The organism is Hyphococcus luteus, from assembly GCF_002943565.1.
Taxonomy (GTDB): Bacteria; Pseudomonadota; Alphaproteobacteria; order Caulobacterales; family Parvularculaceae; genus Hyphococcus; species Hyphococcus luteus.
The window spans coordinates 239,596-261,456 of the sequence record NZ_PJCH01000017.1 but is presented as its reverse complement, the minus strand read 5'-3'; the positions used below and the strand labels follow the sequence as shown (position 1 = coordinate 261,456).

At 63.2% G+C, this 21,861-nt stretch carries 21 protein-coding genes and 1 riboswitch; of the genes, 19 read left to right on the top strand and 2 right to left on the bottom strand.

What is annotated here, in order from left to right; all coding sequences use genetic code 11:
• The first annotated feature begins 7 nt into the window (after nucleotides 1–7).
• From CW354_RS21715 to leuB, 14 genes are all read left to right on the top strand, one after another.
• Nucleotides 8–1,279 carry a SulP family inorganic anion transporter gene (locus CW354_RS21715; RefSeq protein WP_104832200.1) on the top strand — a complete coding sequence of 424 codons (1,272 nt, stop codon included), beginning with the start codon at nucleotides 8–10 and terminating at the stop codon, nucleotides 1,277–1,279.
• Nucleotides 1,280–1,387: 108 nt separating this feature from the next.
• Nucleotides 1,388–1,512, top strand: a riboswitch (SAM riboswitch).
• Between the two features lie 88 nt (nucleotides 1,513–1,600).
• Nucleotides 1,601–2,593, top strand: coding sequence for a homoserine O-succinyltransferase MetX (gene metX / locus CW354_RS21710; protein ID WP_104832199.1), 993 nt, complete (start codon nucleotides 1,601–1,603; stop codon nucleotides 2,591–2,593).
• On the top strand, nucleotides 2,590–3,816 hold the full coding sequence (metB, locus tag CW354_RS21705; protein WP_104832198.1) for a cystathionine gamma-synthase: 1,227 nt from the start codon (nucleotides 2,590–2,592) through the stop codon (nucleotides 3,814–3,816). The genes metX and metB overlap by 4 nt, the downstream gene beginning before the upstream one ends.
• Nucleotides 3,807–4,838 (top strand): homoserine dehydrogenase, encoded by a 1,032-nt coding sequence (locus CW354_RS21700; RefSeq protein WP_104832197.1) that lies wholly within the window; start codon nucleotides 3,807–3,809, stop codon nucleotides 4,836–4,838. The genes metB and CW354_RS21700 overlap by 10 nt, the downstream gene beginning before the upstream one ends.
• Before the next feature lie 11 nt (nucleotides 4,839–4,849).
• Nucleotides 4,850–6,007 carry a glutamate 5-kinase gene (proB, locus tag CW354_RS21695; protein ID WP_104832196.1) on the top strand — a complete coding sequence of 386 codons (1,158 nt, stop codon included), beginning with the start codon at nucleotides 4,850–4,852 and terminating at the stop codon, nucleotides 6,005–6,007.
• A complete protein-coding gene (locus CW354_RS21690) occupies nucleotides 6,007–7,278 on the top strand; it encodes a glutamate-5-semialdehyde dehydrogenase (protein WP_104832195.1) in 1,272 nt (423 codons plus the stop codon). Before proB ends, CW354_RS21690 begins: the two co-directional genes overlap by 1 nt.
• 400 nt (nucleotides 7,279–7,678) lie before the next feature.
• A complete protein-coding gene (gene ilvD / locus CW354_RS21685; RefSeq protein WP_104832194.1) occupies nucleotides 7,679–9,358 on the top strand; it encodes a dihydroxy-acid dehydratase in 1,680 nt (559 codons plus the stop codon).
• Nucleotides 9,359–9,378: 20 nt separating this feature from the next.
• Nucleotides 9,379–10,389, top strand: a complete 1,011-nt coding sequence (ilvC, locus tag CW354_RS21680) for a ketol-acid reductoisomerase (RefSeq protein WP_104832193.1) — start codon at nucleotides 9,379–9,381, stop codon at nucleotides 10,387–10,389.
• Nucleotides 10,390–10,397: 8 nt separating this feature from the next.
• Nucleotides 10,398–12,194 (top strand): acetolactate synthase 3 large subunit, encoded by a 1,797-nt coding sequence (locus CW354_RS21675; protein ID WP_104832192.1) that lies wholly within the window; start codon nucleotides 10,398–10,400, stop codon nucleotides 12,192–12,194.
• Nucleotides 12,191–12,745, top strand: coding sequence for an acetolactate synthase small subunit (ilvN, locus tag CW354_RS21670; RefSeq protein ID WP_104832191.1), 555 nt, complete (start codon nucleotides 12,191–12,193; stop codon nucleotides 12,743–12,745). The genes CW354_RS21675 and ilvN overlap by 4 nt, the downstream gene beginning before the upstream one ends.
• A 120-nt stretch (nucleotides 12,746–12,865) precedes the next feature.
• Nucleotides 12,866–14,464, top strand: coding sequence for a 2-isopropylmalate synthase (locus CW354_RS21665; RefSeq protein WP_104832190.1), 1,599 nt, complete (start codon nucleotides 12,866–12,868; stop codon nucleotides 14,462–14,464).
• Nucleotides 14,461–15,891 (top strand): 3-isopropylmalate dehydratase large subunit, encoded by a 1,431-nt coding sequence (gene leuC / locus CW354_RS21660; RefSeq protein WP_104832189.1) that lies wholly within the window; start codon nucleotides 14,461–14,463, stop codon nucleotides 15,889–15,891. Before CW354_RS21665 ends, leuC begins: the two co-directional genes overlap by 4 nt.
• Nucleotides 15,891–16,469, top strand: coding sequence for a 3-isopropylmalate dehydratase small subunit (gene leuD, locus CW354_RS21655; protein ID WP_104832188.1), 579 nt, complete (start codon nucleotides 15,891–15,893; stop codon nucleotides 16,467–16,469). Before leuC ends, leuD begins: the two co-directional genes overlap by 1 nt.
• A complete protein-coding gene (gene leuB, locus CW354_RS21650) occupies nucleotides 16,469–17,509 on the top strand; it encodes a 3-isopropylmalate dehydrogenase (protein WP_104832187.1) in 1,041 nt (346 codons plus the stop codon). The genes leuD and leuB overlap by 1 nt, the downstream gene beginning before the upstream one ends.
• Before the next feature lie 109 nt (nucleotides 17,510–17,618).
• On the opposite strand, the gene CW354_RS21645 is transcribed toward leuB, so the two are convergent.
• Entirely contained in the window at nucleotides 17,619–18,065 is a 447-nt protein-coding gene (locus CW354_RS21645) for a nucleoside deaminase (RefSeq protein WP_104832186.1), read from the bottom strand.
• A gap of 81 nt (nucleotides 18,066–18,146) precedes the next feature.
• Between CW354_RS21645 and upp the strand changes: the two genes are divergently transcribed.
• Nucleotides 18,147–18,782, top strand: coding sequence for a uracil phosphoribosyltransferase (gene upp / locus CW354_RS21640; protein WP_104832185.1), 636 nt, complete (start codon nucleotides 18,147–18,149; stop codon nucleotides 18,780–18,782).
• 292 nt (nucleotides 18,783–19,074) lie between these two features.
• Here upp and ccmE read toward each other — a convergent pair whose 3' ends face one another.
• Nucleotides 19,075–19,524, bottom strand: coding sequence for a cytochrome c maturation protein CcmE (ccmE, locus tag CW354_RS21635; RefSeq protein WP_104832184.1), 450 nt, complete (start codon nucleotides 19,522–19,524; stop codon nucleotides 19,075–19,077).
• Between the two features lie 123 nt (nucleotides 19,525–19,647).
• Here ccmE and ccmA point away from each other — a divergent pair, with 123 nt between their 5' ends.
• From ccmA to ccmD, 4 genes are read left to right on the top strand one after another with little or no spacing between them, the layout of a single operon-like run.
• Nucleotides 19,648–20,265: a heme ABC exporter ATP-binding protein CcmA gene (ccmA, locus tag CW354_RS21630; protein ID WP_104832183.1), complete on the top strand. Its 618-nt coding sequence runs from the start codon at nucleotides 19,648–19,650 to the stop codon at nucleotides 20,263–20,265.
• A complete protein-coding gene (locus tag CW354_RS21625) occupies nucleotides 20,262–20,930 on the top strand; it encodes a heme exporter protein CcmB (protein ID WP_104832182.1) in 669 nt (222 codons plus the stop codon). The genes ccmA and CW354_RS21625 overlap by 4 nt, the downstream gene beginning before the upstream one ends.
• A gap of 7 nt (nucleotides 20,931–20,937) precedes the next feature.
• Nucleotides 20,938–21,708, top strand: coding sequence for a heme ABC transporter permease (locus CW354_RS21620; protein WP_207764948.1), 771 nt, complete (start codon nucleotides 20,938–20,940; stop codon nucleotides 21,706–21,708).
• Entirely contained in the window at nucleotides 21,708–21,851 is a 144-nt protein-coding gene (ccmD, locus tag CW354_RS21615) for a heme exporter protein CcmD (protein ID WP_104832180.1), read from the top strand. Before CW354_RS21620 ends, ccmD begins: the two co-directional genes overlap by 1 nt.
• Nucleotides 21,852–21,861 lie beyond the last annotated feature (10 nt).

The following is a 21,861-nucleotide window of genomic DNA, read 5'->3' as shown; positions in this document are numbered from 1 at the left end:
CCAGCTCATGAAGCCCAAACTACTGACGACCCTTGAAAACTACTCGCTGAAGCTTTTTTGGGGCGACCTCTTTGCCGGCGTCACCGTCGCCATGGTGGCGATGCCCCTGAGCCTCGCCATCGCGATTGCGTCGGGCGCGAGCCCCGAAAAGGGGATCGTCACAGCGATCATCGGCGGCTTTCTGATTTCGGCGCTCGGCGGCAGCCGGTTCCAGATCGGCGGACCGACCGGCGCCTTCATCGTCGTCGTCTACGACGTCATCGCCAATCACGGCTATGACGGGCTGGTGCTCGCGACCTTCATGGCCGGGATCATCCTTCTGGTCTCGGGGGTTTTGCGCGCCGGCCGGCTGATCGCCTTCGTGCCTGAGGCGGTGGTCAACGGCTTCACTATCGGCATCGCCGTCCTGATCGCCTTCAGCCAGGTCAAGGACCTCTTTGGGCTTTCCGCCGATCACCTTCCCGCGGCGTTTTTCGAGAAACTGCCTGTCCTGTGGCAAGCGAGAGCGAGCTTCAGTCCCGCGGCTTTCGGTCTGGGCGCGGCGACAATTGCGTGCATCGTCCTGTTGCGCCGCCTCGCGCCGAAATTGCCAGGCCTCATCGTCGCTGTCGCGGCGACCTCGGCGGCGGCCGCGATCATGGGGGGGCCGGTGGATACGATCGCCTCGCGCTTCGGCGACTTGCCGAACCATTTGCCGGCGCCGTCCTTGCCGGCGTTTACGTCTTATGAGCGGGTGCTCGAGCTCCTGCCGTCGGCTTTCGTCATCGCCTTTCTGGCGGGCGTTGAATCGCTGCTTTCCGCCATGGTCGCCGACAAGATGAGCGGCGACGGAAGGCACCGTCCCAATGCGGAGGTGCTGGCGCAGGGCGCGGCCAATGTCGGCTCGGCGCTTTTCGGCGGCCTGCCCGCGACCGGCGCCATTGCGCGCACGGCGACGAATATCAGGGCCGGGGGCAAGACCCCGATGGCGGGGATCGTCCATGCGCTGACGATTTTGATCGTCATGCTCATCGCCGCGCCGCTCGCCGGCTATCTCGCCATGCCGGCGCTCGCCGGGCTGTTGATGATCACCGCCTGGAACATGAGCGAGCCGCATAAATGGAAGGCCCACTTTCTCGAAGGGCGGCTGTCGGACCGCGCGCTTCTGGTCACGACCCTGGTTCTTACCGTCGCCACGGACCTCACCATCGCCATCGGGGTGGGCGTCTCGCTCGGCCTCGCCATCCGGCTGCAGCGCCGCCATGTCCCGCCCGCCGAATGGGAGACGCCGGAGCGGTGAGGGCGCCTTCGCCCGATTATTTCATCATAGAAGCTTTTTCTGCTAAAATTAGGCAACGCTTACGATATCCTGTTGACGGCGCCGCGGGCGCAAAGTATCACCCTGATCAACTCATCAAGACCAGCTGAGGGATAGGCCCGTTGACGCTGGGGCAACCGCCGAAAAGCCTGACCGGCTTTTAGGAAAGGTGCCAATTCCTGCGGGAAGGTTTCTTTCTTCCCGAGAGATGAGTCGGACGACGACCGACGATGATCGTCCGATGAGGTCTCTCAAGCGAATTTCCTGATCGAGTTGAACGGGTTTGACGCGGAGAGACTAGGCATGTCAGCAGCGACAGAAGAACGGACCGGCAAAGAGGGGCTGAAGTCTCAGCCTTTCTGTGACGTCACCGTGTTTCTGCCTTCGGATTTCATTCTGGACAGCGGCGAAAGCTTGAGCCGCCCGGAGCTGAAAGTCCGCGTTTACGGCGATCTTGAAAAGCCGGCCATCGCCGTCGCCGGCGGCATTTCCGCGGGCCGCGTCGTTGCGACTTGCAAGGACGGCGAGGGCTGGTGGCGCGACATGGTTTCGCCCGGCGGCTTCATCGATCTCGACCGGTACTGCGTCATCGGGTTCGACTTTCTGCCGAACGCCGGCGAGGCGGCGAAAACGGTGACGACGCGCGATCACGCCCGCGCGCTCGCCGACGCTCTCGACACCCTCAATATCGAAAAACTCCACGGCTTTGTGGGCGCCTCCTATGGCGGGATGATCGGTCTCGTCTTCGCCGAACTTTTCCCGGACCGCATCGAAAAGCTGTGCGCGATTTCCGCGCCCGACCGGCCGCACCCTTCCGCCACGGCCCTGCGCGGCGTGCAGCGGCGGATCATCGATTTCGCCCTGAAGCACGGCGACGGCGAAGGCGGCGTCGCGCTCGCCCGCCAGATCGGCATGATCACCTACAGAACGCCCGAGGAATTCGGGGCGCGCTTTGAAAGCGCCCCCGGCGCCGCGGCGGGCGACCCTTACGACATCTGCGACTATCTGATCGCGCGCGGCGACGCCTACGGCATGGATGCGCGCCGCTATGTGACGTTGTCGGACTCCATCGACCGTCATCGCGCCGACCCGGCGAAGATTTCCGCCGACAGCCTCATCATCGCCGCGGAAACCGACCGGCTGGCGCCGCTCGCCGATCTGGAGCGTCTCGCCGGCGCCGTCGACGGCGCACGCTTGATCAAGGTTCCGTCTCTTTACGGCCATGACGCGTTTTTGAAGGAAACGGCTGTCATCGGCCCGCACATCAAAGAATTCCTCGAGGAGAAAACATCATGAGCGACGCTCAGCACACTGACGCCCTGCGCCCTGAAACTCTGATCGCGACGGCGGGCGTCGCCGATGATCCGGCGTTCAACTCGGTGTCGCCGCCGATCCATCTATCGGCGAACTACGCCTGGCGCGACCCGTTGGAAAAGCCGCAATACGACTATGCGCGCTCCGGCAACCCGTCGCGCACGCAGCTTGAAGACGCGCTCGCGCAGCTCGAAGGCGGCGCCCGCGGCGTTGTCGTCTCCTCCGGCATGGCGGCGCTCGACCTTCTCCTGAATCTTGTCGATCCGGGCGAAGTGGTGATCGCGCCGCACGATTGTTACGGCGGCACGCACCGGCTTCTGACGGCGCGCGCCAAGCGCAGCCAGTTCGAGCTTGTCTACGCAAACCAGACCGATCCGGAAGAGCTCGCAAAAGCTTTTGCGCGCAAACCGAAACTGGTGCTCGTTGAAACGCCCTCCAACCCGCTCCTGCGCATCACCGACATTCGCGCGGTGGTCGAACTGGCGAAGGAATGCGGCGCCATCGTCGCCGCCGACAACACCTTCCTGTCGCCGGCGCTGCAGCGTCCGCTCGATCTCGGCTGCGACATCGTCGTGCATTCGACGACGAAATTCATCAACGGCCATTCCGACGTTGTCGGCGGCGCCGTTGTCGCCAGGGATCAGGCGCTCGGCGACGATCTCGCCTGGTGGGCGAACTGCACCGGCGTTTCCGGCGCGCCCTTCGATTCCTTTATGACCCTGCGCGGCCTCAGGACCTTGTTCCCGCGCATCGAGCGCCAGCAGGCGACGGCGGGTGAAATCGTGACGCATCTCGAGAACGATGCGCGCATCGAAAACATTTATTTCCCCGGTCTCAAATCCCATCCGGGTCACGAGACCGCGAAAGCGCAGCAAAAGGGTTTCGGCTCGATGTTCTCGATTGAATTCGCTGAAGGCGTCGATGTCATCGAGCTTCTGCGCCAGTTGAACCTGTTTACCATCGCTGAATCCCTCGGCGGCTTTGAGAGCCTTGTGTGCACGCCCGCGACCATGACCCATGCGGCGATGACGCCGGAAGCGCGCGAAACGGCGGGCATTTCCGACCGGCTCGTCCGCTTTTCCATCGGGCTTGAGCATGCCGAGGATCTTGTGCGAGACATAGAACAAGCGCTCGACGTTGCAGGGAAGGCGGGCGCCGGCAAAGTGGCGTATCTGTCGAAGGGGACGGCAAGCAAATGTGCGTAGATGTAGATGACAAGGTTGTTGTGAGCGTTGGTGAAAAATTAAGCGCGCCCCGGCGTTTGCGCGTGGCGGTGGCGGGACTTGGCGTGATCGGCGAGGGCGCGGCGTTGCGTCTTGCCGAGGAAACGGGCGCCTATGCGCTGTGCGCCGGGCTTGTGAATAACCCGGACAAGGAGCGTCATGAACGGCTCAGTGGCCTGCGCACCTATTCCGATCCCAATGTGTTTCTGGTCGAACAGCCGGATGTGGTGATCGATGCGCTGCCTTCCGGCGAGGCGGGGCTGAAGCTCATCGCGGCGGCGCTCGCCCGCGGCGTTCATGTGGTGACCGCCAACAAACAGGCGATCGCCGGCCATCTCGCCGATCTGCACAAGCTTGCGCAGCAAAACAATGTGACGCTCGCCTATTCGCCGTCTGTCGGCGGCGGCGCGCCCATGGTCGAAACTGTGCGCCGCGCGCGCGAAGCGGGCGACGTGCGCTCCATCACCGCGATCCTCAATGGCACGGTGAACTATATTCTCTCCGCCATGAAAGACGGCGCCTCTTATGAAGGCGCGGTCAAAGCCGCACAGGAGGCCGGTTTCGCCGAACCCGATCCCACGGCGGACTTGTCCGGCGAGGACGCGCGCGCGAAAATCTCGATCCTCACTTATGAAGCGTTCGGCCGCGAATTCCCGCAGGATTCGATTCGCATCGAACCCTTAACGGCCGAACGGGCCGACGAATTCGTGAAGCTCGGCGGCGTCTGGAAGCAATTGTCCACGGTGAAAAAATCGCCCGACGGCGGCATTTCCGCCCGGGTGCGTTTCGAGCGCGTCGACGACGATGCGTTCCTCGCCGGGGTTGACGGCGAGGGCAATGCGGTCCGCGTCATCAACACCAATGGCGAGGAGTTCACCTGCACGGGGAAAGGCGCCGGGCGCGCCCCGACGGTGGCCAGCATCTTCTCCGATCTTGAACGCATCGCCATGACGCCGCCGCCGGACAGCGAAAAGACTTTGCGCCGCATCCAGACGTTCAGCTAAAGACAAGTCCCATGTCTTCGAATTTGAACCGGAACGCGGCGCAGGGCGCCGCGTCTGCAGCCGCGCATGCCGCAAAACGCCTTGTCATCAAGGTGGGCTCGGCGATTTTGTGCGGGCCCGACGGCGTGCGCGAGGCCTGGCTTTCAACGCTCGCCGCGGACATCGTGGAATTGCGCGCCGGCGGCGTCGAGATTGTGGTGGTGACCTCCGGCGCCATTGCGATCGGGCGAAACCGCCTTGGCCTCAAGGGCGCGCTTCGGCTCGACGAAAAACAGGCGGCCTCGGCGGCGGGACAGGCGGCGCTGGCGCAGGGCTGGCAGGCGGCCTTCACGCCCCATGACATCGCCATCGCGCAGGTCCTGTTGACGCTCGAGGACACGGAAAACCGGCGGCGTTATCTCAATGCGCGCGCGACCTTGCGCACGCTGCTTGGATTGGGCGCCCTGCCGCTGGTCAATGAAAACGACACCATTGCGACAAGCGAAATCCGCTATGGCGACAATGACCGGCTGGCGGCCCACGCCGCGCAGCTCGTGGAAAGCGATCTCCTCGTCATCCTGTCGGACATAGACGGTCTTTACACGGCCGATCCGAGAAAAGACGGGTCGGCGAAACATATTCCGCTGGTGGAAGCGATCACGCCCGAGATCGAACGCGCCGCGGGCGGCGTCAATCAGAGCGCCGGCGTCGGCTCCGGCGGCATGGCCTCGAAAGTGGCGGCGGCGAAGATCGCCGGCGGCGCGGGCTGCGATACGGTGATCGCGCCGGGGCTCGTGGACCATCCCCTGAAAGCAGTGCTCGACGGCGGGCCGGCGACGCTGTTCCGCGCCTCGATCACCCATGAAGGGGCGAGGCGGCAATGGATCGCCGGACGGTTGAAGCCGTCGGGCCGCATCGTCATCGACGACGGCGCCGCGAAAGCCCTCGAAAACGGCGCCAGTCTGCTTCCTGCAGGCGTCAAAGACGTCGAAGGCGCTTTCGCCCGCGGCGATGCGGTGGAAATCGTCACGCTTGACGGCCAGTCTATCGGCCAGGGGCTCATCGCCTTCGATGCGGGCGACGCGCGCAAAATCGCCGGCGCCAAATCGGACCGGATCGAGGCGCTGCTCGGCTATCGCCGCCGCCCGGCCATGGTCGAAAAAGACGATCTCATTTTGAGGAGCGAGTAATGACCGATGCCGGGTCGCTTGACGATTACATGGAAGGCCTTGCGGCGAAGGCGCGGGCCGCCGCGCGCCTCATGGCCTCTGCCCCGACGGAGCGCAAGAACGCGGCGCTGACAAAGGCTGCGGAACTGGTTCGCGAACGCGCCGGCGAGATTCTTGAAATCAACGCCGCCGAGATTTCCGCCGCCAAAGCGCGCGGGACGGAAGAAGCCTTTCTCGACCGCATGACGCTCAATCCCGAACGGATCGAAAGCATCGCCAAGGCGCTCGAAGACATCGCCGCGCTCGATGATCCCGTGGGCAAATCGATCTCGAAATGGCCGCGGCCCAACGGGCTGGAGATCGAGCGGGTGAGAACGCCCATCGGCGTCATCGCCATGATCTATGAAAGCCGTCCCAACGTGACCGTCGATGCGGCGGCGATTGCGGTGAAGGCCGGCAACGCCGTCATCCTGCGCGGCGGATCGGAATGCATCAAAACCTCGAAGGCGCTTTACGACTGCTTCCATGACGCGCTCGGCGTCGCGGGCCTGCCTGAAGACGCGGCGCTCTTCATCGAGACGACAGACCGCGCCGCGGTAGGCGCCTTGCTGTCGGGGATGGGCGGGCGCATCGACCTCCTCATTCCCCGCGGCGGCAAGTCGCTGGTGGCGCGGGTGCAAAAGGAAGCGCGCGCGCCCGTGCTCTCCCATCTCGACGGCGTCTGCCATGTCTATGTGGACCGCGATGCGGACCTGGAGAAGGCGGTGGAGATCGCCGTCAATTCGAAGATGCGGCGCACCGGCGTCTGCGGCGCCATGGAGACGCTGCTCATCGACGAGGCGGTTGCGAAAAAAGCCTGGCCGCCGATTGTGGACGCTTTGCGTAAAAAGGGCTGCGAGATCCGGGGCGACAATGCGCTGCGCAAGATCGACCCGACGGTCGTTCCCGCTGCGGAGGAAGATTTTTATACGGAATATCTGGCCCCTGTTTTGTCGGTTGCGGTTGTCGACGGCGTCGCCGGGGCGATTGACCACATCGCAAAATACGGGTCCGGCCACACGGACTCCATCGTCACCGAAAATGAGGAGACGGCCCGGCGCTTCCTGACGGAAGTCGACAGCGCCATCGTCATGCACAACGCCTCGACCCAGTTCGCGGACGGCGGCGAATTCGGTCTCGGCGCGGAAATCGGCATCGCCACAGGCCGCCTTCATGCAAGGGGGCCGGCGGGCGTCGAGGAGCTCACCACCTACAAGAATTTGGTGCGCGGCACGGGGCAGACGCGGCCCTAAGACGATCCGATTCCCGAGGGAGCAGAATCTGCTAAGCCTTTGCGCGCACCCAGCGCCCATCGGGAAAAAATTGACGCATCCGGGCATTTTTTGCTTGTTTGTTAACGGGGCGGGTTGTAAGCGGGGTTCGGCGCTGCAAAACGGCGCAAAAGGTAGTGAAATGCGGGCTTTGGCGGATATCGGCATCAAGGGAGAGGGCGTGGCGTTTGTCGCGGAGCCTCTGCTTATGGCTGTAAGCCTCCTTCCGCTCGTACTCGTACTCCTTATTAGCCCCATCCGGGGAGCGGCCATGGAGCCCGCGCGCTAACTTAGCAGCACGGACCTCCGGATAGCCCGCTCCCGAAAGGAGCGGGTTTTTTCATGTCCGGCGGTCCGTTCAACAAAGAACGAACGGACGATAATGACGAGTAAAAGATCAGACGCCATCACCAAGGGAGCCGCCAAGGCGCCGGCGCGGGCGATGCTGCGCGCGACGGGGCTGGGCGACAAGGAGCTCGACCAGCCGATCATCGCCGTGGTCAACACCTGGTCGACGGTGACCCCCTGCAACATGCATCTCGACAAGCTGGCCGAGCCGGTGCGCGAGGGCGTGCGCGCGGGCGGCGCGACCCCGGTCGACTTCAACACCATCGTCGTTTCCGACGGCATCACCATGGGCGGCGAGGGGATGCGCGCCTCGCTGATCTCGCGCGAGGTGATCGCCGATTCCATCGAACTCGCCGTGCGCGGCCATTCGCTCGACGCGGCGGTCATTCTCGTCGGCTGCGACAAGACCCTGCCGGCCGCCGCGATGGCGCTGGCGCGCATGGATATTCCCGGCGTCATTTTCTATGGCGGCACCATCATGCCGGGTCACTGCAAATTCCGCGGCGAAGAAAAAGACATTTCCATCCAGGACGTGTTCGAAGCGGTCGGCGCCCATTCGAAAGGCGATTATTCCGACCAGGAGCTCGACCAGATCGAACGCGCCGCCTGTCCGGGCGCCGGCGCCTGCGGCGGCCAGTTCACGGCGAACACCATGGCCATGGCGCTGGCCTTTCTTGGCCTCGCGCCCATCGGCGCAGGCGACCCGCCGGCGATCGCCGAAGAAAAAGCCGCCGAGGGCGTCAGATGCGGCAAGCTGGCCGCGCAATTGGCCAATGAAGGCAAGACGGCCCGGCAGTTCATCACTGAAAAATCCATGCGCAACGCCGCGACCTCGGTTGTCGCTTCGGGCGGCTCCACCAATGCGGTGTTGCACCTGACGGCGATTGCGACGGAAGCGGGCGTGCCATTTTCCATCGATCTTTTCGACGAGCTGTCGCGCACGACGCCGGTGATCTCCAATCTGAAGCCGGGCGGACAGTTTCTCGCGAAAGATCTTTACGCCGCAGGCGGCGTGCGCCTCTTCGGCAAACAGTTGATGGAAGGCGGCAAGATCGAAGATGCGCCGACCGTTTCCGGCGCGTCGCTGTTCGAGGAATTTGGCAAAGCCGAAGCAACGCCGGGCCAGCAGGTGGTGCACTCCGTCGCCGAACCGTTCAAGGAAACCGGCGGCTTGCGCATTCTTTACGGCGAGGTTGCGCCCGAAGGCGCGGTCTTGAAAACCGCCGGCTATGCGGACAAGCCGTTCGAAGGCGTCGCGCGCGTCTTTGAAGGCGAGGAAGCGGCGTTCAAGGCGATTTCCGCCGGCGAGATCAAGGAAGGCGATGTCGTCGTCATCCGTTATGAAGGCCCGAAAGGCGGACCCGGCATGCGCGAAATGCTGGCGGTCACCGCCGCCGTCGCGGGCCAGGGCCTTGCCGGCAAAGTGGCGCTGATCACCGACGGGCGCTTCTCCGGCGCCTCCCACGGCTTCGTCATCGGTCATGTGGCGCCGGAAGCCGCCTTTGGCGGGCCCATCGCGCTCTTGCAGGACGGCGACAAGATCACCATCGACGCCGAAGCGCGCCGCATCGACGCCGACATCGACTGGGATGCGCGCCGCGCCGCTTATCAGCCGAAAAAGCCGCACCGCATGGGCGGGGTTTTCGACAAATACGCCGTGCTGGTTTCTTCGGCGTCGAAAGGCGCCGTCACCATTCAATCGTTCAACGACTAAACCGTAAGAGGAATTTTGAAATGAGAGTTTATACGGAAGATGACGCCGATCCGAAGATCGTGAAAGACGATGTGGTCGCGGTCATCGGTTACGGCAGCCAGGGCCGCGCCCATGCGCTGAACCTTCATGATTCCGGATGCAAGGTGCTGGTCGGCGTGCGTCCCGACGGCCCGGGCGCGAAACGCGCGACCGAAGACGGCCTCGAAGTCGCGACGGTCGCTGAAGCGGCCCGTCAGGCGAAGCTGATCGCCGTCCTGACGCCGGACATGACGCATGAACAGATTTTCAAGGACGACATCGAGCCGAACCTGAAAGACGGCGATGCGCTTTTGTTCGCCCACGGATTTACGGTGCTTTACGGCCGCGTCACGCCGCCGGAAAATGTGGACGTCATTATGGTGGCGCCGAAAGGCCCCGGCGGGCTGGTGCGGTCCGAATATGAGCGCGGGCGCGGCGTGCCGAGCCTTTTCGCCGTCCATCAGGACGCCACCGGCAAGGCCAAGGAAAAAGCGCTCGCTTATGCGAGCCTCATCGGCGGCGCCTCGGCGGGCGTCATCGAGACGACCTTCCGCGAAGAGACCGAAACGGACCTCTTCGGCGAGCAGGCTGTGCTTTGCGGCGGCGCCTCGGAGCTTGTCATCGCCGGCTTCGAGACGCTGGTGGAAGCCGGCTATCAGCCCGAAATCGCCTATTATGAATGTCTTCACGAGCTGAAGCTTATCGTCGACCTCTTCTATGAGGGCGGGATCAGCCGCATGCATGACTTCATCTCCGAGACTGCGAAATACGGCGATTTCGTTTCGGGCCCGCGCGTCATCAATGCGGAAACGAAACAGCGCATGAAGGAAGTCCTCAAAGACATTCAGAACGGCTCCTTCGCCCATGACTGGATCGTCGAAAACCAGGCCGGCAAGGTTCGCTACAACCAGATGCTGCGGGCCGACCTGGAGCACCCAATCGAAAAGACCGGCAAGGAGCTGCGCGCGCGCATGTCCTGGTTGAAGCCGGGCGCCAACACCAAAGAGAACTGAGGCCAACCATGACTGCTCCTCAAGCAAAGCAAGAGACCAAGACGGCGGCTCAGATTTTGAAATCGGGCGCCGAACTTCTCCTTGATGCGCTGGAGGAGCAGGGCGTGGAGGTGATTTTCGGCTATCCCGGCGGCGCCGTCTTGCCGATCTATGACGCGCTTTACGAACGCGACACGATCCGCCACGTTCTGGTGCGTCACGAACAGGGCGCCCTGCACGCGGCGGAGGGATATGCGCGCTCGACCGGCAAGGTCGGCGTCGCGCTGGTGACGTCGGGCCCCGGCGCCACCAACGCCGTCACCGGCCTCGCCGACGCGCTGCTCGATTCCATTCCGGTCGTCTGCATCTCCGGGCAGGTGGCGCGGCCGCTGATCGGCACCGACGCCTTTCAGGAATGCGACACCACAGGGATCACGCGTTCATGCACCAAGCACAACTATCTCGTGAAGTCGGCGCACGGCCTGCCGACCATTGTGCATGAAGCGTTTCACATCGCCCGCAACGGCCGCCCCGGGCCGGTGCTGATCGACATACCGAAAGACATCCAGTTCGAAAAAGATCGCTACACCGCGCGCGAAGACGCGCAAAAACGCAATTGCATTGTCACGCCGGAGATCAGCGCCCACCAGATCGAACAGGTTGTCGACTTGATGCGCTATGCCCGTCGGCCGGTTTTTTATACGGGCGGCGGCGTCGTCAATGCGGGGCCGGAAGCGTCGAAAGTCCTGCGCGACCTGGCGAAAGCGACCGGCTTTCCGGTGACCTCGACCCTGATGGGCCTCGGCGCTTTTCCGGCCTCCGATCCGCAATGGCTCGGCATGCTGGGGATGCATGGGTCTTATGAGTCCAACAACGCCATGCACGATTGCGATCTGATGATCGCGATCGGCGCGCGTTTCGACGATCGGGTGACGGGGCGCCTCGACGCTTTCTCGCCGAATTCGCGCAAGATTCACATCGACATCGATCCGTCCTCCATCAACAAGAACGTGCCCGTCGATATCGGCATTGTCGGCGATGCGGGCGCGGTGATGCAGGCGATGCTCGATGAATGGAAACGCCGCGACAAGTCGGAAGCCCATGACAAGGCGCGCATTAAAGATTGGTGGGGCCAGATCGACGGCTGGCGTGCGCGCAAATCCTTCGCCTATGCGAACAGCGGGACCTTTATCAAACCGCAATATGCGGTCGAGCGGCTTTACGCCCTGACCCGCGACAAGGACGTTTATGTGACGACGGAAGTCGGCCAGCATCAGATGTGGGCGGCGCAGCACTTCCATTTCGAAGAGCCGAACCGCTGGATGACCTCAGGCGGGCTCGGCACCATGGGCTACGGATTGCCCGCCGCGCTCGGCGTCCAGGCCGCGCATCCGGACGCCCTCGTCATCGACATCGCCGGCGACGCCTCGGTGCAGATGACCATGCAGGAGATGTCGGCGGCGATCCAGCACGAACTGCCGATCAAGATCTTCATCCTGAACAACGCCTATCTCGGCATGGTGCGCCAGTGGCAGGAGCTCCTCCATGGCGGGCGTTATTCGCATTCCTATTCCGACAGCCTGCCGGATTTCGTGAAGCTCGCCGAGGCTTATGGCGGCCACGGCATTCGCGCAACGGACCCGGCGGAGCTCGACGAAAAGATCATGGAGATGATCGCATCGCCCAAGCCCGTGCTGTTCGACTGCGTCGTCACGCAGGAAGAAAACGTCTTCCCGATGATCCCGTCGGGCGCGGCGCATAACGAGATGCTGTTTGGCGAGATGAAAGAGGATTCCGTTTCGGAGCAGGGGAAGACGCTGGTATGACCGCCTCTAGCACTCAATCGCAATCGGTCTATCCGGTCACGCGCGACGAAGGCGCGGAGCGCGAGGTTATTCTCGCGGTCATTGTCGACAACGAGCCGGGCGTCTTGTCCCGCGTCGTCGGTCTCATCTCCGCGCGCGGCTACAATATCGAAAGCTTGACGGTCGCCGAGACCGACATGGAAAAGCACACCTCGCGCATCACCGTGGTGACGCGCGGCTCGCCCTCGAAAATCGAGCAGATCAAGGCTCAGCTCGGCCGCCTGGTGCCGGTGCGCCGGGTCGTCGACGTTTCCGCTGAAACGGATGCGCTCGAACGCGAGCTGGCGCTTATCAAGGTGGTCAATGAAGGCGAACAGCGCGTCGAAGCCATGCGCCTGGCTGATATTTTCCGCGCCAAGGCGCTCGATACGACGCATCAGTCTTTCGTCTTCGAGATCACCGGCGCGCGCGAAAAAATCAACGCCTTTATCGATCTGATGAAGCCTTTGGGGCTCTCCGAAGTTTCCCGCACTGGCGTCCTTTCTATTCGCCGCGGCGTTGAAAGGGACTGATGTCATGTTTTTGCGTCATTCGTTGAACAGCCTGTCGAGCCTGCTCCTTAGCCCCGCGCGGTGAAATCTCCGCGCGATAGAAGTCGGCGTTATGAAGGAACAGAACGAAGGGATTCAAAAGTGACCAGGACCGAAACAGAAGAAAGCGACGTAAAGGCGAAACCCGCCGATCACGTCAAGATTTTCGACACCACCTTGCGCGACGGCGAACAGGCGCCGGGCTTTTCCATGGCGACGGACGCCAAGATGGTCGTCGCCCGGGCGCTTGAGGCGCTGAATGTGGATATTATCGAGGCGGGCTTCGCCGCGGCCTCGCCCGGCGATGCGGCGGCGATCTCCGCCATTGCGTCCGAGATCAAGGGGCCGACGATCTGTTCGCTCTCGCGCCTCAACGACAAGGACATCGAGGCGTCGGCCAAGGCGCTGGAGCCGGCGCGCCATAAGCGCATCCACACCTTCATCGGCACGAGCCCCCTGCATCGCGACGCCAAGCTGAAGATGACCAAGGACGAGATCATCGAGAAGATTGGCCGTCTCGTCGCCTTTGCGGTTCCCCTGTGCGACGAAGTCGAGTTCTCGCCCGAAGACGCTATCCGCACCGAACGCGATTATCTGATCGAAGCGGTGAATACGGCGATCGAGGCCGGCGCCACGACGATCAACATCCCCGACACGGTCGGTTACACGACGACGGAGGAGATCGCCGATCTCTTCCGTTTTCTCAAGGAAAACGCCAAGGACGCCGACAAGGTGACCTTCTCGACCCATTGTCATGACGATCTCGGCATGGCGGTCGCCAATTCGCTGGCCGCCGTGCGCGGCGGCGCCCGCCAGATCGAATGCGCCATCAACGGCATCGGCGAGCGAGCCGGCAATTGCTCCCTGGAAGAGGCGGTCATGGCGCTGGAGACCCGCAAGGACTTTTTCGGCCTCGGGACCCAGATCGACACCACCAAGATCTATCCGGCGAGCCTTGCTCTGTCGCGCGTCACGCACAACCCGATCCCGCGCAACAAGGCGGTCGTCGGCAAGAACGCTTTCGCCCATGAAAGCGGCATTCATCAGCACGGCGTCTTGGCGAACAAGCGCACTTACGAGATCATGGATGCGGAGTCTGTGGGCATGCCCGCAAATTCCATTGTCCTCGGCAAGCATTCCGGCAAGCACGCCGTGCGCGCCCGCGCCGAAGCTTTGGGTTTCAAGATTTCGCCGCAGAAGGTGGAGGACATCTTCCCGGCGTTCAAAAAACTCGCCGATACGACGCGCGAGGTCAGCGACGCACAGCTCATCAAGCTGGTCACTGGCAATTCCGTCGTCGACGGGCGGGTCGGCCCCTGGCGCATGCGCCGCACGGAGCTGCGCATCGATATGGAGGAGGGGACGAAGCCTTATGCGCGCATCACGCTCGAACATGACAGCGGCGAGCAGCACACGGTGACCCATGAAGGCGCCGGGCCCATCGACGCCGCTTTCGCGGCCGTCTGCGCCATCACCGATGTGTCCGGCGTCATCAAGACGCTCGATCTTCATCACGAGGCGGAGGAGGGCGTCGTGCGCGCCGACGCGGTCGTGACCGTGGACGGGCGCGACTACGCCGGCAAGGGCAAGGAAGTGGACATCGCCGACGCGGCGGTCGCGGCCTTCGTGGCGGCGATCAATCAGGCGGCGGCGGTCCGCGCCGGTCTCGGTGTTGTGGAAAGCGAGGCGGCGGCGTCATGAGTATTGAGGGTTCCAGTCCAAAGTCCCTGTTCGACAAATTGTGGGAGCGTCATGTGGTCGTCGAAGAGACGGCCGAGGCGCCGGCGGTGTTGTATATCGACCTGCATCTTATTCATGAGGTGACGTCGCCTCAGGCCTTTTCGGTGCTTGAAGGGCGCGGGGTGAAAGTGCGCCGTCCCGACAAGACTTTCGGCACGCTCGATCATTCGACGCCGACCCTGCCGGCGAATGACCGGGGCGAGCTGCCTTACGCGACGCCGGAAGCGAAAAGCCAGGTGGAAAGGCTTATTGAAAACTGCGCAGAGCACGGAATCGAGCTTCTCAATATGGGCGATCCGCGCCGCGGCATCGTGCATGTGATCGGGCCGGAGTTGGGCCTGACCCAGCCGGGCAAAACCATCGTCTGCGGCGACAGCCACACCTCGACCCACGGCGCCTTCGGCGCGCTCGCCTTCGGCATCGGCACCACGGAAGTGGGCCATGTGCTGGCGACGCAATGCGTGCTTCAAAGGAAGCCCAAATCCATGCGCGTCGTCTTTGACGGGCTTTTGCCGGAAGGCGTCGGCGCCAAAGACATGGCCCTCGCCATGATTGCGCAGATCGGCGCAGACGGCGGGCAGGGCTACGCCATCGAATTTGCAGGCGAGGCCGTGCGCGCCCTTTCCATGGAAGCGCGCATGACGCTGTGCAACATGTCGATCGAGGCGGGCGCGCGTTTCGGCATGATCGCGCCGGACGAAACCACTTTCGAATGGCTCCATGGCCGCGACTATGTGCCGAAGGGGTTGGCGTGGAACGAAGCGCTTGCCGACTGGACGGATCTCAGAAGCGAGATCGGCGCCCATTTCGACAAGGAAGTGCATGTGGACGCGACCAAAATCCGCCCCATGATCACTTATGGCGTGTCGCCGGACGCCGCCGCGCCGGTGGACGCGCTCGCGCCGGAGCCCCATTCGGAGGCGGAAAAACACGCCGCCGATTATATGAAGTTCAATGCGGGAAAACCGTTTCATGACGTTGCGGTCGACCGCGTTTTTATCGGCAGCTGCACCAATTCGCGGCTTTCCGATTTGCGCGAGGCGGCGGCGGTGATGCGCGGGCGCAAGGTGAAAGAAGGCGTCGTCGCGCTCATCGTGCCGGGATCGGAAGCGGTGAAGCACGCGGCGGAGGCGGAGAAGCTCCACGAAGTGTTCCTGGCCGCCGGCGCCGAATGGCGCGAGCCGGGCTGCTCCATGTGCATCGCCATGAACGGCGATTCAGGAAAACCGGGCGAACTTGTGGTCTCGACTTCGAACCGCAACTTTATAGGCCGCCAGGGCAAGGGCGTTCGCACCGTGCTCGCAAGCCCCGCCACGGCGGCGGCCTCTGCCATTGAAGGCCATATCGCCGATCCGCGGCCCTATCTCTTTGCGAAGGAGAGCGCGTAATGTCATTCGATCCGATCAAGACGTTGACCTCGCGCACGGTTGTTCTGAGCCAGGAGAATATCGACACCGACCAGATCATTCCGGCGCGGTTCCTGACGACCACGGTGAAGGACGGACTTGGCGCCTCGGCCTTTTACGATTGGCGTTACGACGAAGACGGCCGACCGAAAAATTCCTCCGTCTTCAACGGCGTCGACCCCGAGACCCATAAAATTCTCGTCGCCGGATCGAATTTCGGCTGCGGCTCGTCGCGCGAGCATGCGCCCTGGGCGCTGGCCGATTTCGGCTTTCGCGCGGTGATCAGCTCCGACATCGCCGATATTTTCAAAAGCAACGCCCAGAAGAACGGGCTCCTGCCCGTCGAAGTCGACGAAGAAACTCACAAGAAACTGCTCGCTTCGCCGGGCGCGCAAGTCACCATCGATCTCGAGACGTGCGAAGTCACGTTCGGCGACGGCGAAAAGGGAAGCTTCCCGATTGAAGCTTTCGCGCGTCGGTGTCTCCTCGACGGCGTCGACCCCCTTGGCCACCTCATCAATCAGATGCCTGCCATCGAAGACTACGAAAGACAAAGATAATGGCTTCGAAAATCGCATTCCTGCCTGGCGACGGCGTCGGTCCCGAAGTCGCAAACGCGGCGAAAAAGGTGCTCGACGCTGCGGCGAAGAAACACGAACTGTCGCTTGAATATGCGGACTGTTTCTTCGGCGGCGCCGCCATCGACGCCATGGGCGATCCGTTCCCGGCGGAAACCAAAGAGGCGTGTCTGTCGGCGGATGCGATTTTCCTCGGCGCCATTGGCGGGCCGAAATGGGACGGCGCGAAAAAACGGCCCGAGGCGGGACTTCTCGAAATGCGAAAAGCGCTCGGCGTTTTCGCCAATCTGCGGCCCGTTTCCGTGGCGCCCGGCATGGAGCAGCTCTCGCCCCTGCGCGAGGAACGCGCGAAAGGCGTCGATCTCCTGATCGTGCGCGAACTGACCGGCGGGCTTTATTTCGGCGAACGCACTGAAGGCTACGATCTCGCGACGGATCAATGCCTTTACACGAAAGACGAGGTGACGCGGGTCGCGCGCATCGCCTTCGAAGCGGCGAAAAAGCGCGGCGGACGCGTCGCGTCGGTGGACAAGGCCAATGTGCTGGCGACGAGCCGGCTATGGCGCAGCGCCGTCAAAGAGCTTCATGAAGCGGAATACAAAGACGTTGAATTAACGCATGTCCTTGTCGACGCCATGGCCATGAAGCTCATCCAGGCGCCGGCGGAGTTTGACGTCATCCTCACCGAGAACCTTTTCGGCGACATTTTGAGCGACGAGGCGAGCGTCCTGTCGGGCTCCATCGGCCTTGCGCCTTCGGCGTCATTGGGCGAGGGGCCGCGCGGGCTTTACGAGCCGATCCACGGCTCCGCGCCGGACATTGCCGGGCAGGGCAAGGCGAACCCCGCCGGCGCGATCATGAGCGCAGCCATGTTGCTGCGCTATTCGCTGGGAGAAAGCGCCGCCGCCGACAATATCGAAGCGGCGGTTTCAAAGGCGCTCGCCTCGGGGCGCGGCACCGGCGACATCGGCGGCGAGGACGATACGGCGTCGTTCACCGATGCGGTTGTTGAGTTGATATAAGATTCTCCGCTCATCCCCGCGCAAGCGGGGATCCATTCCAGTCAGTTATCTGATCAGTTGCTTTTCTGGATTCCCGCTTGCGCGGGAATGAGCGGGGAGAGAGTGTCTCTCACTCCATAATATCCTCGTTCCACAAGTCCGGTTTTTCACGGATGAAGCGCGCCATCAGCTCGAGCGAGGCGGGGTGCGCGGCGTCGATCACCTCGACGCCGCGTGACTTGAGGAACTCTTCATTGCCGCCGAAATTTTCCGTGTCGTTGATGACGACGCGCGGGATCTTGAACTGCACGATGGTTCCTGAGCACATCATGCAGGGCGAGAGCGAGGTATAGAGCGTCAACTCGCGATAGCTTTTCTGGCGGCCGGCTTTGCGCAAGCAGTCCATCTCGCCATGGGCGATAGGATCGCCTTTTTGCACGCGCTGATTATGGCCTTCGGCGATCAGCTCGCTCCCGCGCGCCAGCACCGAGCCGATGGGAAGCCCGCCCTCGTCATAGCTCTTTTTGGCTTGGGCGTAGGCGCGCTCAATGAACTCCTGATCCCAGTCTTCCAGCATCTGGCCCTCCCGATGGACAAGCTCCGCCCCATGATCGATAAAGGCGCCAGGCGATTATGACAATCAAGGGCGCTTAAAGCCATGTCTGACAATCTCACCATCGTCGATCATCCGCTGATCCAGCACAAGCTCACGATCCTCAGAGACAAGACCACCTCGACGGCGCAGTTCCGCCAGGTCATTCGCGAGGTCGCCTTCGTGCTCGGCTGTGAGGTGACGCAGGATTTAAAGCTGAAAGAGGTGGAGATCGAAACGCCGATTGAAAAAATGACGGCGCCCTATCTCGAGGGCAAGAAACTGTGTTTCGTCTCGATCCTGCGCGCCGGGAACGGGCTGCTTGATGGATTGCTCGATCTCATCCCGTCGGCGCGCGTCGGCCATGTGGGCATTTACCGCGATCATGAAACGCTTGAGGCGCACCGTTATTATTTCAAGACGCCGGACAAGCTCGGCGAGCGGCTTGTGGTGCTTGTCGATCCCATGCTGGCGACGGGGAACACCGCCATCGACGCCGCCAATGAACTGAAGAAAGCGGGTGCGAAAGCCATGAAATTTTTGTGCCTCGTCGCCGCGCCGGAAGGGGTCGAAAAATTCTCGGCGGCGCATCCCGACGTGCCGATCATCACCGCAGCGCTCGACCGCCAGCTCAACGATGTCGGCTATATTATGCCGGGCCTCGGCGACGCCGGCGACCGGATTTACGGGACGAAAGGGTAAAATGGGGTTGGGGGCTCATTCTTCGAAATATCGATTTTACGAAACTTTCACTCCGCTAATCCCGGCGTAAGCCGGGATCCAGCGTAGGAGACTTTCAATAGAATGTCTTAATTCACCAATTGCGCCTCGCCACGCTTTAAGCGTGGCGTCCAGCATCTCAGACCTTTTGAAGGGTGACCCCACGGTCAAGCCGTGGGGAATCGATGATGGAGAAGCTTGGCGCCCAAACGGAAACCGATCTGGATCCCGGCTTTCGCCGGGATGATCGGTGAAAAGACATCGCCCGGAAAAGTTAATTCGTCAGCGGCGCGTTTTCAGCCGGCAATTCGTGGCTGATGCCCTGAAGCTCTTTCGGGATGTAATTCTCATCGTGCTTGGCGAGGATCGTCTGCGCGACGAAAACGCCCTCGGCGTTGAACGCGCCTTGCGCGATGACGCCCTGGCCCTCGCGGAAGAGGTCCGGCACGATCCCGGCATAGGTGACCGGCATGGTCGCGGTCCCGTCCGTCACGCGGAAGGAGATCGCAAGCCCGTCCCCATGTTCGACGCTGCCCGTCTCCACGAGCCCGCCAAGGCGGATGCGCGTGTCGGGCGCGACGCCCGCTTCCTGCGCCTCGCTTGGCGTATAAAAGTAAGAGATATTGCGCTTGAGGGCGGTAAAGACGAGCCCCGCCGCGGCGGCGAGGAGGACGCCCCCGCCGACCACAAGGCCTAACCGCCGGTTCCGGTGGATCGGTTTCATGGGCCCTATTTAAGGCGTCCCGGGCCCGGCGCCAAACGCTATCGCAAGGCGCTCATTGTCGCGGCGTTTGAGGGGCGCCCGCGCCTGTCCAGCGCGGGCGAATTGCCCTAAACCCTTGAGCCCATGGACCGATACCGGCGCGACATCAGCCTTTCCGCCGAGAACGCCGGGTGCGACCGCGCCGGGGCGGCGATTGTGCGCGGGGTGAGCTTCGCCCTGAAGCCGGGCGAGGGGCTGCAGCTTTTCGGGCCCAACGGGGCGGGCAAGTCTAGCCTTCTTTCCATGTTCGCCGGGCTTATCCGCCCGGCGGAGGGGGCTTTGCGCTGGCGTGAGGGTGGGGCCGAGACGGACCGGCCGCCGGAGGGGAGCGTCTTCTTTCTGGGTCATGACGCCAGCGTCAAACCGGCCCTGACGGCCAAAGAGAATCTGGACTTCTGGGCGAAGACTTATGGCGGCGGAGATGTGCGGGCGGCGCTCGAGGCCGTCGACGCTATGGCCTTCCGCCATTTGCGCGCGCGGTCCCTGTCGGCGGGCCAGCGCCGCCGGGTGGACCTTGCGCGGGCTTTTCTGGCGCAACGCGAGGTCTGGCTCCTCGACGAACCCGCCGCCGCCATCGACCGCGACGGCGTCAAAATCATCCGCAAGCTGATCGCCGATCACCTGGCGCGCGGCGGCGTCGCCATTGTCGCGACCCATGACGATCTCGGGAACGGCTTCAAGCGCCTGGAGCTGGCGCGATGAAACTGGGCGCCGCCATCTTAACGCGCGATCTCGCGCTTGCCTTCCGCTCCGGCGGGGGCTGGTTTTACGCGCTCTTCTTCTTCGCGGTCTTTACCGCGCTGGCGGGCATCGCCTTCGGTCCGTCCCTGACAGCGCTCGCCGCGGCGGCGCCGGCGGCGATCTGGCTCGCGGCGGCGCTGGCGATCCAGTTTGCGGCGGCGGATCTTTTCGAAAGCGATCTTTCGGACGGCTCCTTGCGCGTCTTCGCGGCGGAGCAAAAAAGCCTCCTGCCGTATTGGTGCGCCAAGGCGGGGCTGCTGGCGCTGACCGCCGCCGCGCCCATGATTGTCGCGGCGCCGTTTTTCCTGACCATGCTCGGCGTCGCCTTCGGGCAGGGGATCGGGCTCGCTGTCCTGCTTCTACTCGGCGCGCCGGCGCTGGTCTTCATCGCGATCCTCACCGCCGCCTTGAGCGCGGGACTGAGGGCCGGCGGGCTTCTGGCCATGGTCATCGCCGCGCCCTTCGCCGCGCCGGTGCTCGTTTTCGGCGTCATGGCCGCGAAGGCGTTTCTTCTGGGCGGCGTTCTCGCTTCGCCCGAGGCCTTGATTTTGGCGGCCCTTAGCCTGTTTATGGCGGCCGTGACGCCCGCTTTCGCCATCGCGGCGCTGCGCGTTAGCCTCGAATAAGCGAGCCGTGACAAGGGAACGAAACGCAACCATGTGGAGCCGGTTTTCCAATCCAGCGAAATTCGAAGGGCTTGCGCGCATAGCCGGGCCGATCGCCTGCGGCGTGTTCGTTCTTTGCGCCGCTTTCGGTCTTGTCGCCGGTCTTTTCTTTTCGCCGGCCGATTACCAGCAGGGCGATTCGGCGCGCATCATGTATGTGCATGTGCCCGCCGCCTGGATGGCCATGGCGTCTTACAGCTTCATCGCGATGATGAGCCTCATCGCCTTTGTCTGGCGTCATTCGCTGGCCGATGTCGCCGCGCGCGCCGCCGCCGCGCCGGGAACCATATTCACCGCATTGGCGCTCTTTACCGGCGCCGTGTGGGGCAAGCCGACCTGGGGCGCATGGTGGGTGTGGGATGCGCGGCTCACCTCCATGCTGCTCCTCTTGTTTATCTATTTCGGTTATATGGCGGTCTGGCAGGCGGTCCCGGAAACGGCGCGCGCGGCGCGGTTCGCGCGCATTCTCGCGCTGATCGGCTTCATCAACATTCCGATCATCAAGTTTTCCGTCGACTGGTGGAATTCGCTGCACCAGACGGCGAGCATCATCCGCGCCGGCGGTCCGACCATCCATCCGAGCATGCTGACGCCGCTTTTCGCGATGATCATCGCTTATACGGCGCTCTTTGTCTGGCTCGTCTTTCTCGGCATGCGCGCGGCCCTCGCCAGACGCCGGATCGAGGCGCGCGGCGCGCGGGCGCCGAGCCGGCCGGCGGCGCCGGCGGAGGCGACATAATGGATTTCAGCGCCCACACGACGCCTTACGTCCTCACGGCCTATGCTGTGTCGCTCTTCGCGCTCGCCGTGCTGATCGTCTGGCGCGTGCGCGAATTCAAAAAGGCGAAGCGCGAAGAAGAGCGGCTCGGCGAACGCGATTAGAGCATCCTGC